Origin of the sequence: Corynebacterium sp. 21KM1197 (assembly GCF_033783015.1) — a bacterium.
GTDB lineage: Bacteria > Actinomycetota > Actinomycetes > Mycobacteriales > Mycobacteriaceae > Corynebacterium.
Genome location: NZ_CP123907.1, coordinates 234,097 through 249,093 on the forward strand (window position 1 = coordinate 234,097; position 14,997 = coordinate 249,093).

Annotated in this window: 16 protein-coding genes; 11 read left to right on the forward strand and 5 right to left on the reverse strand. The window is 63.4% G+C overall.

The genetic code is table 11. From position 1 onward, the window contains the following. Positions 1 to 112 precede the first annotated feature (112 nt). Positions 113 to 568 (forward strand): hypothetical protein, encoded by a 456-nt coding sequence (locus OLW90_RS01125; protein WP_319650474.1) that lies wholly within the window; start codon positions 113 to 115, stop codon positions 566 to 568. Positions 569 to 770: 202 nt separating this feature from the next. Continuing rightward, on the forward strand, positions 771 to 1,496 hold the full coding sequence (locus tag OLW90_RS01130; RefSeq protein WP_319650476.1) for a class F sortase: 726 nt from the start codon (positions 771 to 773) through the stop codon (positions 1,494 to 1,496). Positions 1,497 to 1,828: 332 nt separating this feature from the next. Here OLW90_RS01130 and OLW90_RS01135 read toward each other — a convergent pair whose 3' ends face one another. Next, positions 1,829 to 2,926, reverse strand: coding sequence for an alpha/beta hydrolase family protein (locus tag OLW90_RS01135; RefSeq protein WP_319650477.1), 1,098 nt, complete (start codon positions 2,924 to 2,926; stop codon positions 1,829 to 1,831). Positions 2,927 to 3,044: 118 nt separating this feature from the next. Continuing rightward, positions 3,045 to 3,803, reverse strand: a complete 759-nt coding sequence (locus tag OLW90_RS01140; protein WP_319650478.1) for a hypothetical protein — start codon at positions 3,801 to 3,803, stop codon at positions 3,045 to 3,047. A 510-nt stretch (positions 3,804 to 4,313) separates the two neighbouring features. Here OLW90_RS01140 and lpdA point away from each other — a divergent pair. The 9 genes from lpdA (at position 4,314) to OLW90_RS01185 (ending at position 12,894) form a co-directional block, all read left to right on the forward strand. Next, on the forward strand, positions 4,314 to 5,723 hold the full coding sequence (gene lpdA / locus OLW90_RS01145; RefSeq protein WP_319650479.1) for a dihydrolipoyl dehydrogenase: 1,410 nt from the start codon (positions 4,314 to 4,316) through the stop codon (positions 5,721 to 5,723). A 372-nt stretch (positions 5,724 to 6,095) separates the two neighbouring features. Next, entirely contained in the window at positions 6,096 to 6,851 is a 756-nt protein-coding gene (locus OLW90_RS01150) for a succinate dehydrogenase cytochrome b subunit (RefSeq protein ID WP_319650480.1), read from the forward strand. 31 nt (positions 6,852 to 6,882) lie between these two features. Further along, entirely contained in the window at positions 6,883 to 8,877 is a 1,995-nt protein-coding gene (locus OLW90_RS01155) for a fumarate reductase/succinate dehydrogenase flavoprotein subunit (RefSeq protein WP_319650483.1), read from the forward strand. Continuing rightward, positions 8,877 to 9,626: a succinate dehydrogenase/fumarate reductase iron-sulfur subunit gene (locus OLW90_RS01160; RefSeq protein ID WP_319650484.1), complete on the forward strand. Its 750-nt coding sequence runs from the start codon at positions 8,877 to 8,879 to the stop codon at positions 9,624 to 9,626. The genes OLW90_RS01155 and OLW90_RS01160 overlap by 1 nt, the downstream gene beginning before the upstream one ends. A gap of 65 nt (positions 9,627 to 9,691) precedes the next feature. Then, complete coding sequence (locus OLW90_RS01165) at positions 9,692 to 10,030, forward strand: hypothetical protein (protein WP_319650485.1); 339 nt, start codon at positions 9,692 to 9,694, stop codon at positions 10,028 to 10,030. Positions 10,031 to 10,231: 201 nt separating this feature from the next. Beyond that, positions 10,232 to 11,602, forward strand: a complete 1,371-nt coding sequence (locus OLW90_RS01170; protein ID WP_319650486.1) for a DUF445 domain-containing protein — start codon at positions 10,232 to 10,234, stop codon at positions 11,600 to 11,602. Positions 11,603 to 11,670: 68 nt separating this feature from the next. Beyond that, entirely contained in the window at positions 11,671 to 12,153 is a 483-nt protein-coding gene (locus OLW90_RS01175; protein WP_319650487.1) for a hypothetical protein, read from the forward strand. Further along, on the forward strand, positions 12,146 to 12,457 hold the full coding sequence (locus OLW90_RS01180; protein WP_319650488.1) for a DUF2516 family protein: 312 nt from the start codon (positions 12,146 to 12,148) through the stop codon (positions 12,455 to 12,457). The genes OLW90_RS01175 and OLW90_RS01180 overlap by 8 nt, the downstream gene beginning before the upstream one ends. After that, entirely contained in the window at positions 12,457 to 12,894 is a 438-nt protein-coding gene (locus OLW90_RS01185) for a hypothetical protein (protein ID WP_319650489.1), read from the forward strand. Before OLW90_RS01180 ends, OLW90_RS01185 begins: the two co-directional genes overlap by 1 nt. On the opposite strand, the gene OLW90_RS01190 is transcribed toward OLW90_RS01185, so the two are convergent. The 3 genes from OLW90_RS01190 to OLW90_RS01200 are packed head-to-tail and all read right to left on the reverse strand — an operon-like array spanning position 12,867 to position 14,987. Further along, complete coding sequence (locus tag OLW90_RS01190; RefSeq protein WP_319650490.1) at positions 12,867 to 13,643, reverse strand: DUF2993 domain-containing protein; 777 nt, start codon at positions 13,641 to 13,643, stop codon at positions 12,867 to 12,869. The genes OLW90_RS01185 and OLW90_RS01190 overlap by 28 nt on opposite strands. 27 nt (positions 13,644 to 13,670) lie before the next feature. Next, positions 13,671 to 14,483 (reverse strand): class I SAM-dependent methyltransferase, encoded by an 813-nt coding sequence (locus OLW90_RS01195; protein ID WP_319650491.1) that lies wholly within the window; start codon positions 14,481 to 14,483, stop codon positions 13,671 to 13,673. Continuing rightward, entirely contained in the window at positions 14,484 to 14,987 is a 504-nt protein-coding gene (locus OLW90_RS01200; protein WP_319650492.1) for a DUF2505 domain-containing protein, read from the reverse strand. It abuts the gene before it with no gap. Positions 14,988 to 14,997: the final 10 nt, after the last annotated feature.

The following is a 14,997-nucleotide window of genomic DNA, read 5'->3' on the forward strand; positions in this document are numbered from 1 at the left end:
ATATTGTTTTCCTGAGCGGCCTCACTGGGCGGAAGTGCAGCGGGTCGTTAGCGAGTATTAAGCCAGGTTGCGCCGTAGGTGCGGCCGCAACGAGACGAAAGTGAACACGAGTATGCAGAAGACGAAGAAGCTTACTGCCGGTTTCGCCGCTGGCCTTTGTGCTCTGGCGATTGGCGTTACCCCGGCCCACGCGGCCACCTCGATGTACGTGGAGGAGGGTTCTTACTCCTACGTTGCTCGTTACATCATGATGGTGCCCACCGACGTGGTGATCTCCGTGGCTGAGGTTTTCAACGACGGCTCCTCCGCTGAGGCCACCCCCGAGGCCGAGGTTGTTCCTGATGCTGAGGTTCAGTCCAGCGAGGGCGTGGACGTGAGCACCCTGAGCGAGGGCGATACCTTTGCTAGCCAGATGGTGGAGCTTGCAGACAAGGCCATTGAGAACGCCACCAGCAGCAAGGGCCGCGGCGGTATCGTGAACGCCGTGACCACCTACAGCGATGGCACCACCCTCAGCTTCACCAAGGAAGCCGGTGCCGCCGAGTACAAGCTCGTGGGTGTCGAGTAAATCTGAACCACGCTAGATTTTCTAGAGCGTGAAGGGGCATGGCCTGCGGGCTATGCCCCTTTTTTATGCGGTGAGTGAGGAAGGGAACCATGCTTGCGCCCCCATGGGGCCTCCAGGATAATGGTTCTCTGAATTAGCCCCGCGCTCCTCCCCGTGCATGGGAGGGCATGTACCCGTCCATCTTGAAGGATAGAAAGACTATATGAGCAGTATGAATAACGTCCCTCAACAACCGCAGCCGCCCAGTTCCGGGGCCACCAAGGCGGATAGTGGTGAGCAGAAGAAGCGCTGGCCCGCGGTGCTCATCGGCGTGGTGATCTTTGCCATCATCGTGATCGCCGCCGTGTGGGCCCTGGTGGGGGGGAATAAGAGCGATGACGCGGCTCAGGACAATGCAGCGTCCACTCCCACCAGCGCCTATGTGGACGATTCTGGCGAGCAAGAACATGAAATGGAGATGGCACCGGGTGAGTCCGATGACGTCTCCGAGATGTCCATTTCCGTGGGCGGCGCGGAGAGCGCCCCGGTGGACTCCATCCAGGTGACCGATGAAGGTGCCCTCATCCCGCCGCAGGACGTTTCCCGCCTGGGTTGGTACTCCGCCTCCGCTGTGCCGGGAGCGAAGGGGAACGTGGGCTCCTCCGTGATTACCGGCCACGTGAACTTTGCCGGACAGGGAGAAGGCTACGCCGCTAAGTTCGTGCACATGGAAGAGGGCGAGACCTTCACCATCGCGGTAAACGGTGAGGACCGCGAGTTCCGCGTGACCAAGGCTCCCTACCACGTGACCAAGGGCGCGGACTTTGCCGACGTGATGGACGACCAGGACGGTAAGAACCGCGTGGTGCTGGTGACCTGCGGCGGCGACTTCGTGGGTGGTTCGCTGGGCTACGCCGATAACGTTATTACGATTGCCGAGCCGGTGTAACCCGCCGTTTGGGTGATCCCCGATTCCCCACGCTCCGGGCCTTGGGCCGGTGAGCGTGGGGTTTCTCTTTGTCCCGAGGTGAGTTGTCATTATCTTCTGTGGGGTCGGTGGGTGCGTGCTTGAGGGGGCTCCTGTGGCACTCTGCGGGGCTGTGGTCCCCTAACAAGGGGTGTGCAATGGGACCGGGGTATGAAAAACACGGCCCATGCCCCTGTTCCCTTGTGTGGGAACCGAGGAATGAGCCGCGATGTTTCTAGATGCCTTAGGGGCGCGGTACGCCCACGGCGCGGACGGAGCGCGCAGGGCGTGATTCCGCTCCGTGGGGAGGGGCGTTACACCCCGAGGCCGCGCGCGATGGTGGGCCAGGAGGCGCGCAGATCCTGCTGCCAGTAACCCCAGGAGTGTGTGCCGGTGTTGTGGAAGTTAAAGTCCGCCGGGATATTCAGGGAGTCCATCTTGGCCTTGAGGTTGTGGGTGCACATATTGGTCCCGCCCTCGATGATCCCGCCCAGGCCGATGGTCTGAGCCATGGCCCAGGCCTTCTGGACGTCGTTGTAATCCTTGAAGCGGGGCCCGTTGGGCATGTCATTCTCCCCGGCGGTGCCAGAGCCATTGGACACGTACACCTGGGTGCCCGCCAACTTGTCCGCGTTTAGCAGGGCGTCGTTATAGCGGTTTACCTCGCCGCCGCGTGCGCCCCACATCTTTTCAAAGGAAAGTCCCTTGAGGTTGTTGTGATCCAGGGTCAGCGCCACGGAGGCGTAACCGAGGGGCGTGGAGGTTTCGGCGCAGCCGGAGAAGGAACCCACGGCGTCATAAAAGCCCGGGTTGTGCTGGGCCAGGAGCAGGGAGGACGTGGCGGACATGGACATACCAGCGATGGCGCGCTGGCCGTTGGCCTGAAGATAATCCTCCACGGCTCCGGGGAGTTCCTTGGTGAGGAAGGTCTCCCACTTCTGCGGGCCACCCAGGGCCTCCACGTCCTCGATCCAGTCCGTGTAATAGGAGAACTTGCCGGACATGGGAATCACCACGTTGATCCCCTTCTCCAGGTAGAACTCGATGGCGTCGGTCTGCTGCACCCAGTTGGCGGTGCCCTCGCCGCCGTCGCCTCCGTTGAGGAGGTACAGGGTGGGAGCGTCCGGGCGATCGGCCTTAATCAGGGCCAGGGGTACGTGGCGGTTCATGGCCGGGGAAAAGGCGCTGACCTCTTCCACGCGCTCGCCGTGCTCGCGCACGATCGTGCGCCACAGCGGTGAGCCCTCCGGTGCGGGGCTGGGCACGGGAGTGATGGTGGCGGGGGCGGTGTCACCAGCCACCTGTGCGGCCGTTAGTTCGGCGGCGGTTGCCGGAACGGTGGCCGTCATGGCTGCCGCAGCAATCGCGGTGACGGCGAGCGGGGCGGCGAGGGCGGTTTTGAGGAACTTCATGCTGGAACCCTTGGTGGAAGTAAGTCGGTGCGGGGATAACGTATGAGAAAACGGGTAAAACCCCGGTGGGGAGTCCACCAGGGTTTTTAACCAAGCCGTGAGGGCATGTGCCGCAGACTTAGATGGACTGCGGGATCTCCGGGAGGTCCAGGTTACCGTCCAGATCCAGGAGATCGGAGAGATCCAGGTCCAGGATGTCGGAGGAACCGTTGTTGCCGGACAGCTCGGTCAGGTCAGCGACATCGGAGGAGCCGTTGTCACCGGAGGACAGCTCGGAGAAGTCACCCAGGAAGTCGGTGGAGCCCTGGTTGTCGCCGGAAGAAAGCTCGCTCAGGAAGTTGGAGGAGCCGTTGTCACCGGAGGACAGCTCGGAGAAGTCACCCAGGAAGTCCGTGGAGAGCTGGTTGTCACCGGAAGAAAGCTCGGAGAGATCCAGGAAGTCGGTGGAACCCTGGTTATCGCCGGAGGACAGCTCGCTCAGGAAGTTGGAGGAACCGAAGTCATTGTCGCCGGAGGACAGCTCGGAGATGTTCGTGTCACCGAAGAGGTCGGTGGAGAACTCGCCCTGGTTGTCACCGGAGGACAGCTCGGAGAGGAAGTTCGAGGAGCCGTTATCGCCCGTGGACAGCTCGCTCAGCAGGTTGGAGGAGCCGTTGTCACCGGAGGACATCTCGGCGGGAGAGAAGTCACCGAAGGTGGAGCCCAGGTCACCCACCTGGATGTTCTCGGGCAGGGTGAGCTGCGGGGTCAGATTGATGTCCGGGAGCGCCGGGAGGCCCGGAAGCTCGGGGAACTGAATGCCGCCGGTACGCAGCTGGACGAGCAGGTCGCCGATGGGGCCCTGAACGAACTCGTTGATCTTAAGCAGGAAATCCATGTGTGCAAGTACTCCTTGTTAGCCCTGGGCTGGAACAGATGGGAGCAGCGTAACAAGGCCGGAAAGATCACGCAATGGTTACGGGTGGAAACGCGGGGGTACCTACCCCGACCGTTACCCCTGCGCAGCGTGGTGGGAGGATACTTAGGGGCTTATCGACGCCCCGCCGGGGTTCGATGGGAGAGGAAAGGGCAGGAAAGTGACCCCCATAACGTAGTTCAAGTCACTTTTTATATATATTGTGTTATATCGCCGCATTAAGGGAAATGTATAGGCAATATGCCCCCGTTAGGGGGTGGCGTATCCTCATGCGTGCAGATCTTCCCTAGAGAAAGGAAACCTCATGACCCCGCTGGAGAACCTCACCGTGACCATCAGCGATTTTCTGGGCGGTGCCGCCAACTTCGGTTCCTCAAATATCGCGGAACTCTCCGTGGCGCTTCACCTTTTCTAGGGGGTTGCGGGGGCCGTCCGGGACAACGTGAGCGCTCTTACGTATTCTTGGAAACCATGAGCGAACATTTTGACGTAGTTGTCCTCGGTGCCGGCCCCGGCGGGTATGTTGCCGCCATCCGCGCTGCTCAACTGGGTAAAAAGGTGGCAGTGGTGGAAAAGCAGTATTGGGGCGGCGTGTGCCTCAACGTGGGCTGCATCCCCTCTAAGTCCCTGTTGAAGAACGCCGAGGTGGCCCACATCTTTAATAAGGAGGCCAAGACCTTCGGCATCTCGGGGGAGGTTTCCTTTGACTTCGGCGCCGCTCACCAGCGCTCCCGCAAGGTCTCCGCGGGGATTGTCAAGGGCGTGCACTACCTGATGAAGAAGAACTCCATCACGGAGATTGATGGCCTGGGTTCCTTCAAGGACGCCTCCACCATCGAGATCGTGGAGGGCAAGGACGCCGGTAAGACCGTGACCTTCGATGACGTCATCATCGCCACCGGTTCCGTGGTGCGCACCCTGCCGGGCGTGGAACTCTCCGAGAACGTCGTTTCCTTCGAGGAGCAGATCCTCAATGAGAAACTCCCGGAGAAGATGGTGGTGGTTGGTGGCGGTGCCATCGGCATGGAGTTTGCCTATGTGCTGGCCAACTACGGCGTGGAGATCACCATCGTGGAGTTCATGGACCGCGTGCTGCCCAATGAGGAGCCCGAGGTGTCCAAGGAGATCGCCAAGCAGTACAAGAAGCTCGGCGTCAAGCTCCTCACCGGGTACAAGACCACGGCGGTGCGGGATCACGGTTCCTCCGTGGAGGTGGACGTGGAATCCAAGGATGGTTCCAAGAAGGACACCCTGACGGTGGATCGCGTGCTCGTCTCCGTGGGCTTTGCCCCGCGCACCGAGGGCTATGGCCTGGAGAACACCGGCGTGAAGCTCACCGAGCGCGGTGCCATCGATATTGACGAGCGCATGCGTACCAACGTGGATCACATTTACGCGATTGGTGACGTCACGGCCAAGCTGCAACTCGCGCACGTCGCGGAGGCTCAGGGCGTGGTGGCCGCAGAGACCATCGCCGGGGCGGAGACGCAGGAACTGGGCGATTACATGATGATGCCGCGTGCCACGTTCTGTAATCCGCAGGTGGCCTCCTTTGGTTATACCGAGGCGGCGGCCAAGGAGAAGTGGCCGGATCGGGAGATCAAGACGGCCGTGTTCCCCTTTAGTGCCAACGGTAAAGCAGCGGGCCTGGCGGAGACGGCGGGCTTTGCCAAGATCGTGGCGGACGCGGAGTACGGGGAGTTGCTGGGTGGCCACTTGGTGGGTGCCAACGTCTCCGAGATGCTGGCCGAGCTGACCCTGGCGCAGCGCTTTGATCTCACGGCCACGGAGATCGGGCGCAACGTCCACATCCACCCGACGATGTCCGAGGCGATCAAGGAGGCCGCCGAGGGTATCGAGGGGCATATGATTAACCTGTAAGTCGCAGGAGGGTTGAAAGGGGCTGCCTATCGGCAGTCCCTTTTTTCTGCGCCTGGTTCGGCGCGTGCTTGGCGCGGTGACCAGCACCGACGAAAGTTTGACGCCTTACGGGGCTAGTGTCCCCCGCGTCCCGCCCGCGACCGTCGATAAGTGACAAAACTCACTTTATCTGACACCGATGAAACTTCCGTCAAAGTCTTTGCACCTCGTGGCCGATAAGGTAAACCTCACGCCGTCAAACTTAAAGGTAACCCTCACCTAAGAAAAGGTGGGATATTTCATAAAAAAGCCGCTGTGGCGTGCTGGAACCTGTCTTGAGACTGTGAGTTTTGTCCGCCGCGCACTTATGGTTGAGACGACATTGGAGGTGCCATGACTGTAAAGAATCCAGACCGTGAGGCAGTCCGTCACGGCAAAATCACCGAAGAGCCGCTGCGGCAGGCTCCTAAAGTCCCCTCGTGGGCGCTCAAGCTCGGCATGGCCGTCACCGGCCTGATTTTTGGCGGCTTTGTGCTCGTGCACATGGTGGGCAACCTGAAGCTGTTTATGCCCGATCACGCGGGCGTTCCCGCCATCAACGAGTACGGCGAGTACCTGCGCACGATGGGCGAGCCGATCTTCCCGCGCGAGTCCATCCTGTGGATCTTCCGCATCGTGCTGCTGGCTTCCCTGATCATCCACATCTACGGAGCCATTGCGCTGCACAGCCGCTCGCGCGCTTCGCGCGGCAAGTTCCGTCGCACCAACCTGCTGGGCGGCATGAACTCCTTTACCACCCGGACCATGCTGGTCACCGGCGTGGTGCTGCTGCTCTTCATCATCTTCCACATCATGGACCTGACCCTGGGTGTGGAGCCGGCCGCCAGCGCCGTGTTTGAGCACGGTGAGGTATACGCGAACATCCTGGCGAGCTTTAGCCGTTGGCCGGTGGCGATCTTCTACATCCTGAGCATGGTGATCCTCTTCCTGCACCTTTCTCACGGCATTTGGCTGGCGGTGAGCGACCTCGGCATCACCGGCCAGCGCACCCGCTCCGTGCTGCTCTTTGTGGCATACCTGGTGCCTGCCGTGGTCATGCTCGGCAACATCATCATGCCGCTCTCCGTGGCCGCCGGTTGGATCAGTTAAGGCAAGGAAGTAAGGGTTACAAGGATTCAAGATGAGCAACCAAAAGCAATTCACCGCCCCTGATTCCACCGTGGCGGGCGTGACCGTGGGCCGGGTTTTGGACGCCCACGAGCCCAAGGGCGTGCCCACCAAGGACATGTGGGAGTACCAGAAGGACCACATGAACCTGGTCTCGCCGCTGAACCGCCGCAAGTTCACGGTGCTGATCGTGGGCACCGGCCTCTCCGGTGGCGCGGCTGCGGCCGCCCTGGGCGAGCTGGGCTACAACGTGAAGGTCTTTACCTACCACGACGCCCCCCGCCGCGCTCACTCCATCGCCGCCCAGGGTGGCGTGAACTCCGCCCGTGGCAAGAAGGTGGACAACGATGGCGCCTACCGCCACGTCAAGGACACCGTGAAGGGCGGCGATTACCGCTGCCGCGAGTCCGATTGCTGGCGCCTGGCGTATGAGTCCGTGCGCGTGATCGACCACATGAACGCCATCGGCGCGCCCTTCGCCCGCGAGTACGGCGGCACCCTGGCCACCCGTTCCTTCGGTGGTGTGCAGGTTTCCCGCACGTACTACACCCGTGGTCAAACGGGTCAGCAGTTGCAGCTCTCCACGGCCTCGGCCTTGCAGCGCCAGATTCACCTGGGTTCCGTGGAGATCTTCACCCACAATGACTTCCAGGACCTCATCGTCACGGAGGAAAACGGCACCAAGCGCGTGCGCGGCCTGGTCACCCGCAACCTCATCACCGGCGAGCTGGCGGCTTTTACCGGGCACGCCGTGGTGCTGGCCACCGGCGGTTACGGCAACGTCTACGGCATGACCACGCTGGCGATTAACTCCAACTCGTCCGCGATGATGCGCGCCTACGAGCACGGCGCGTACATGGCCTCTCCGGCGTTCATTCAGTTCCACCCCACGGGCCTGCCCATCAACGCCGATTGGCAGTCCAAGACGATCCTGATGTCCGAGTCCCTGCGTAACGATGGCCGCGTGTGGCTGCCCAAGGAAAAGGACGATCAGCGCGATCCGAACAGCATTCCCGAGGAGGAGCGCGATTACTTCCTGGAGCGCCGCTACCCGGCCTTCGGTAACCTCGTGCCCCGCGACGTCGCTTCCCGCGCCATCTCCCAGCAGATCAATGTCGGCTATGGCGTGGGCCCCAAGAAGAACTCCGCCTACCTGGACTTCCGCGACGCCTTCGAGCGACTGGGCCGCGCCACCGTGGACGAGCGCTACTCCAACCTCTTCAAGATGTACGAGGAGGCCATCGGCGAGGACCCGCACAATGCCCCCATGCGCATCGCCCCCACCGTGCACTTCACGATGGGCGGCCTGTGGACGGACTTCAACGAGATGACCTCCATTGACGGCCTCTTTGCCGCCGGTGAGTGCTCCTGGACCTACCACGGCGCGAACCGCCTGGGCGCCAACTCGCTGCTTTCCGCCTCCGTGGATGGCTGGTTCACGATTCCCTTTACGGTGCCTAACTACCTGGCCAACCACCTCAACGAGCCGCTGTTGCCCGACGATGACGCCGCGGTGACCGAGGCCCTGGATCGCGCCCAGGCCCGCCTGGATCGCCTGATGAACACCCAGGGCACCGATCCGCACGGCCCGGAGTACTACCACAACCAGTTGGGCGATCTGCTCTACAAGGCCTGCGGCGTAGCCCGCAACGTGAAGGACATGAGCGAGGGCATTGAGGCTATCCGCGCCCTGCGCGAGGAGTTCTTTGCCAACGTGCGCATCCCCGGCAGCCAGCATGAGATGAACCAGGTGCTTGAGCGCGCCACCCGCGTGGCGGATTACCTCAACCTGGCCGAGCTGATGTGCGTGGACGCGCTGGATCGCGATGAGTCCTGCGGTGCGCACTACCGCGAGGATCACCTCTCCGAGGAGGGCGAGGCCGAGCGCGACGATGAAAACTGGTGCTTCGTCTCTGCCTGGGAGCCCGATGGCGAGAACCGCTTTATCCGCCATGCCGAGCCGCTGTACTTTGAATCCATCCCGCTCCAGACAAGGAACTACAAGTAATGAAGCTTCATCTTGAGATCTGGCGTCAGGCCGGACCGACCACCGACGGCGCTTTCGAGAGCGTTGATGTGGACGACGCCGAGGAGCAGATGTCGATCCTGGAACTCCTCGACTTTGTCAATGACAAGCTCATCGAGGAGGGCAAGGAGCCCTACGCCTTTGCCTCGGACTGCCGTGAGGGCATCTGCGGCACCTGCGGTCTGCTGGTTAATGGCCGCCCGCACGGCGCGGCCAAGAACTCCCCGGCCTGCCAGCAGCGCCTGTTCAACTATTCCGACGGTGACACCCTGAAGATCGAGCCGCTGCGCTCCGCCGCCTACCCCGTGATCAAGGACATGGTGGTGGACCGCTCCGCGCTGGATCGCGTCATGCAGCAGGGCGGGTACGTCTCCATCAACGCCGGTACCGCGCCGGACGCGGACACCCTGCACCTCAACCACCAGACAGCGGAGTGGGCCCTGGATCACGCCGCTTGCATCGGCTGCGGTGCGTGCGTGGCGGCCTGCCCCAACGGCGCGGCGCACCTGTTCACCGGCGCTAAGCTGGTGCACCTGTCCAAGCTGCCGCTTGGCTCCGAGGAGCGCGGCAAGCGCGCCCGCAAGATGGTGGACGAGCTGGAAACCAACTTCGGCCACTGCTCGCTGTACGGCGAGTGCGCGGACGTGTGCCCGGCGGGTATCCCGCTCACGGCCGTGGCCGCCGTGACCAAGGAAAGGGCGCGAGCTGCTTTCCGAGGCAAGGACGATTAAACTTAAGGGTCATTGAACCTACAGAGTCTGTAGACCTGCACGAGTAGAAAGCGAGTACGACGCTCATGTCTAACGCGCATACCCCGGAAGCCGTGGGGCGCATGCACTACATCGACGGCTATGAGCCAGTGAGCTATGAGGCCCCTCATTCCTCCCTGCTCCGCACCGAGACCTGGGTGGGCATGGGGCTCGTACTCGCCTCGCTCTGCCCGGCGGGCATCGCCCTTTTTGCGGTGGGCCTCATGGTTTTTGGTAACACCGGCCAAGCGGATGTTAATCCTAACCTGCTCCTGTGGATCGGCATTGTGCTGACCGTGGTGCTGCTGGTGGCTGGTTCCCTGATGATCAGCTATGGTCGCCGCTACTACAAGCAGTACGTGAAGGAAACCGGACGGAAGAACTAAATCCCGGTATCCCCGTACACGGCGCGCGAAGCGCGCAGGCGGGCCGTTTCTCCCCCGAGCTGGGGAGGGGCGGCCCGCTTTTCTACACTGTCATGTATGCAACGCAAGATATTGCTCGTGGCCACCGGACTCATCAGCCTGATTACCGGCCTGAGCCTCATTATTTCCGGCTTCCAGGGCCTATAGGAGGGAGCGGAGTTCATGGCAGAACACGCGCGCGCGGAGAGCGTGAGGCGGGAGCGCACGGGGAGTACGAAACCCGCCGTAATTACGGCTGGTACCGGGAGCCCGGCGCGCTCCGTGCCCGGCCCTAACCCCGAGGTGGAGGAGGAGCGCCGTCGCGCCCTGCGGAAACACAAGGCGCTGGTCACCGGACTGCTGATCGTGGCGGCTCTCATCTTCCTGGCCTGCTCCTGGTGGCAGCACCAGCCCGGCGGCGCCCCGGTGTGGGTGGGGTACGTGCGGGCGGCGTCGGAAGCCGGCATGGTGGGTGGCCTGGCGGATTGGTTCGCCGTTACCGCGCTCTTTAGGCACCCGATGGGCCTGCCCATTCCGCACACCGCGCTGATTCCCAAGAAGAAGGATCAGTTGGGCGATTCTCTTTCCGGGTTCGTGGGGGAGAACTTCCTCAACGCGGAACTCATCACGGAGAAGGTGGCCACCGCCGATCTTCCCCTCCATGCCGGGCGCTGGTTGGCCGATCCCGCCCACGCGCAGCGCGTCTCCGCCGAGGCCGGGCGGCTGGCCAATAATGCGCTTCAGGCCATTGATCCGCAGGACGCCGAGGCCCTGATCCGCCGCCTGCTGGTGGACAAGGCCGCCGAGCCGCAGTGGGGGCCGCCCGCCGGGCGCGCGCTGGAACAACTCATCGAGGACGGCAAGACGGAGCCGCTTATCGACGACGCCATTGCCTGGCTGCATGGCAAGGTACAGGGCTCCCAGGATCTGATTATCCGCCTGCTGGACGAGCGCAAGCCGGTGTGGGCGCCGCGCTTTGTCAATGACTTGGTGGGCGAGAAGATCTACCGCGAGTTGGTCAATTGGACCGCCGACGTCTCCGCCGATCCCGAGCACGAGGCGCGCCGCGCCCTGCGGCGCTTCCTGGGGCAATTGGCGCAGGACTTGCAGCACGATCCGCAGATGATCGAGCGAGTGGAGGGCTGGAAGGCGGAGATCATGGCCTCGCGCCCCGTGGCCCAGGCCGCCCCCGCGCTGTGGCGCGCCGCCTCCACCTCGCTGATCCAGGCGGTGAATGATCCCGATTCCCTGCTGCGCCGCACCGTGGCGGATTATGCCCTGCACTGGGGGCAGCGCCTGGAGGCAGAGCCGGAGTTGCGCGCGGAGGTAAACCGCAAGGTGGTGGCCGCCGCGGCCTTTGTGGCCAATAACTATTCCGGCCAGATCACCGCCATTATCTCCGATACCGTGCGGGCCTGGGACGCCCAGGAGGCCAGCGAGAAGATCGAACTGATGGTGGGCAAGGACCTGCAATTCATTCGCCTCAACGGCACCATCGTGGGGGCGTTGGCGGGCCTGGTGATCTATGCGGTGTCTCAGTTGCTCTTTGGCTAATTGCTTGGTTCATTCGGGTTTTATTCGGGCCGGGTTTTCTGGGGGAAACCCCGGCTATACTCGTCCTCATGAGTTCAGGGAAGAACCGCGTTTCTGAGATTTTGCGCGCCGGGCGTGAGGCCGCCCGCAGTACGGGGGAGGTGCTCGGGGAGTTCAGCGAGAATCTGCGCCAACCCGAGGACCGGGGGCGGCACGCCCTGGAGGAGGAGACGGTGGTGGAACACCTGCGTGAGGCGGCCCAGGGCATCGCGGATCAGCGCAGCGTGGATTCCCTGAGGGAGGGCGCCAGCCGGGTGGCGGGAGCCACGGGTGAGGCCTTAAGTTCCCTCGTGGAGAGGGTGGGCCGGGCTACCGCCTCCACGCGGGACTCCGAGGCGGCGGCCAAGGCCGGGCAGGCCTATCAGCGCGTGGGGGAGACGGTGAGTGAGGCGGCCAGGGAGGCCTGGGATTCCCAGCGCCAGGGGGCGAATGAGGAGGGCCAGCCGCAGGATATTATCGACGGCGAAGTGCTCTCGGAGACGATCCACGAGGAAGGAAACCACCGTGACTGACATTTTGTGGCAGATACTGAAGGGCGTGATGTACCTGGAACCCATCCTGTACTGGGGCGTTGCGATGGCGGGCCTGGTGGGAATCGTGATGCTCGCCTTTACTCGGCCGGACGCTTTCTTTGCCGCGGATCGTCAGAGCAAGATGACGTGGCTGGGCCTCCTGGCGGCGGGCACTGTCGCCTGCCTGATCGGGGCGCAGTTTGCCTTCCTCGGCATCATCGGCGTGGTGATCGTGGGGCTGTACTGGTGGGATCTGCGCCCGCAATTGCGCGATCTGCTCGGTGGCCAGCAGGGCGGTTGGTGATGCGGGATCTCACCCGCGCGGAGTCTCCCCGAGCCGTGCAGGAGGCCCTGGCGGCGGGAGAGAAAGATTTACTGGTACCCGCCTCCTGGGTTCCAGCGGAGGTGCCGGAGGGGGTTTCCATGATGGTGGCCTGTGGCTTTCCCACCGGCCGCCATCACCCCCTCATCAAGGCCTCCGAGGCGCGCCTGGCGGTGCAGAGCGGGGTGACCGGGGCGTTGATCGTGGTGGACGCCTCCGCCGGGGAATATTCCTGGACGATGGACATCGTGACCGCTCGCGAGGCCATCACCGATCAGGTGCGCTTGGCGGTGGGGATTGACGCCCAGGCCCCCAACCGGGCCGAGATAGAGCGGGTGGCGCGGCGCGCGGGGGCGGAGGCCGTGCTGTTGATTGAGCAGACGGAATCTGGTTACGGGGTGCGCAGGTCGGAGACGTGAACGCCCTCGCCGCTCACGGTGGCCCGCAGGCCCTCCCCGGTGACCTCGGCATTGGTGATGGAAAGCCCCCCGGAGGCCAGCAATTGCTCTTCCACGCCCTGCTGCAACTGGCGGGAAATCTCCTCGGTCACGGTGGGGGGAAGGTCAAAGCCCAAGACCTTGGTGTTGAGCACCTCGAAGTGGGTGCGGCCCTCGGCGGTGGTGGGGCTAAAGTCCAGGCTGCCCGCGCCGTTGCTGAACTCCACGCTGATGGTATTGGTATCCGGGTTGGAGGATACGCCGGTGACCTGCACCAACTGCCGCAGGAAAGCCGCCCCAATATCGTTGGAGTTCTCCGCAGTGCCGTTGAGGTTTTGCTGCAAGAGCGCCAGCAGGAACTCGTTGCTCAGGTGGGCCGTGGCCTCCAGGTGCCCGGCCACGGGGTCGGTGCGATCTGCGATATTGAGGTTCTGCATGGAAATATCCGCCGCCGGGTTCCCGGAGGCCACGCCGTTATCCACGCGCAGGGTGGAGGGTGTGTGCACGGATACCTGGCCTAGCTCCTTGCTGAGCAGCCCCAGCAGCACCGGGGAGGCGCCAAAGGAGATGGAGGGGTCCTCGGTGAGTTCCACGCCGCCGGACTGAGCCTGGGCGCGGAATTCCTCAGCCAGATCCCTATTGACGATCCACCGCGCGCCAAACTCCGCGGCGACCAGCAGGAGGATCAGGACAACGACGATCGTGCTAAAAATCTTGGCCGTTTTAGACATAGAGACAGTCTACGGCTCCCGCCGGGGCTATGCCGGGCTGCCGACGGCTCCCCACGGCACCGTGAGCACATTATCGCGCAGGAGGCGGCGCTGCCGATCCACGGGCAGGCCGCGCTCGCGGAGAAGTTCCTTGGTCTTGCGCCAGCGCACCCGTGGCCCGTAGGGCGACCAACCTGCGCAGTGATCCCAGGCGGCGTCGCACTCGCGGAGCAGGCGGTGAATGGCCTCGCCGGGGATATTGCGGTGAATGAGAATCTTGGGTAGGCGCTCGGCCACATCCGAGGGGCGCTCCACATCAAAGGGATCCCAGGCCAGGGTGAGGCTCCGGGGGCCGTGACGATCGAGCACGATCCAGGCGGCGCGCCGACCAACCTCATCGCAGGTGCCCTCCACAAAGAGGCCGCCGGGGGCCAGCCGAGAGGTAACGGATTGCCAGGCGTGGTGGACGTCCGCGACGTCGTATTGCCGCAGCACATTAAAGGCGCGCACCAGGTGGGGGCGGTGCCCGGCGAGTTCAAAGCCGCCGAGGCCAAAGGTCACCCCGCCCTGGGGCGGGAGCACGCGCGCGGGATCGATTTCCAGGCCGAGCACCCGCACGTCCGCGCGGGTGCGGCGCAGCCACCTGGCCCACTCCACGGTGGTGGTGTGGCTGGCCCCGTAGCCGAGGTCGATGGCTAGGGGGGAATCGGCGCGCAGAAGAACGCGCCGTGCGGGTTCGTGGTGATAAAGCCAACGATCGCAGCGGCGCAGCCGGTTATATCCGGTGGTTCCCCTGGTGATCACGCCCACGGGGCCCTGCGTGGGAAATTGCGTCCGCAGGTTATGGGCGTGATCGGCCATTTAGAGGTTCTCGTTGATCCAGGTGGAGATCAGTTCGCCCTCGTTGTTGAAGATCTCACCCAGGGCGTCGGCCACCTTGGGCTCGATAGCGCCACCCATGAACGGAATGTTCACGGACACCTCGTTCTCATAATCGAAGGTGGTGGTCTGGTCATCGCCGGAGATGGTGGCCTCGCCCTTGTAGTCCACGGGGGTGCCCTTGACGTCGGCGGTGTATTCCAGCTCCGCGCGGCCGTCGGTCAGCGGGCCCACGGTGACCACGCGCTTGACCTTGAGGGCCTGGGAGACCATGGAGCGCACGGCCTCGGGCAGGACGTCGAGGGGCAGAACCTCGAAGAGGGTGGCCTCGCCGCCGCCGTTGTTCTCGGTGAACTCGTGCACCTCGCCCGGCTCGGGGGAGAGGCGGGCAACGTCATAGGCCCAGAAGTCGGCGTTGGTGAGCGCGGCGTGGACCTTCTCCACCGGCTGATTGATCGTTACAGTGTTCTCACTACGAGTAGCCATGCCCTAGAGA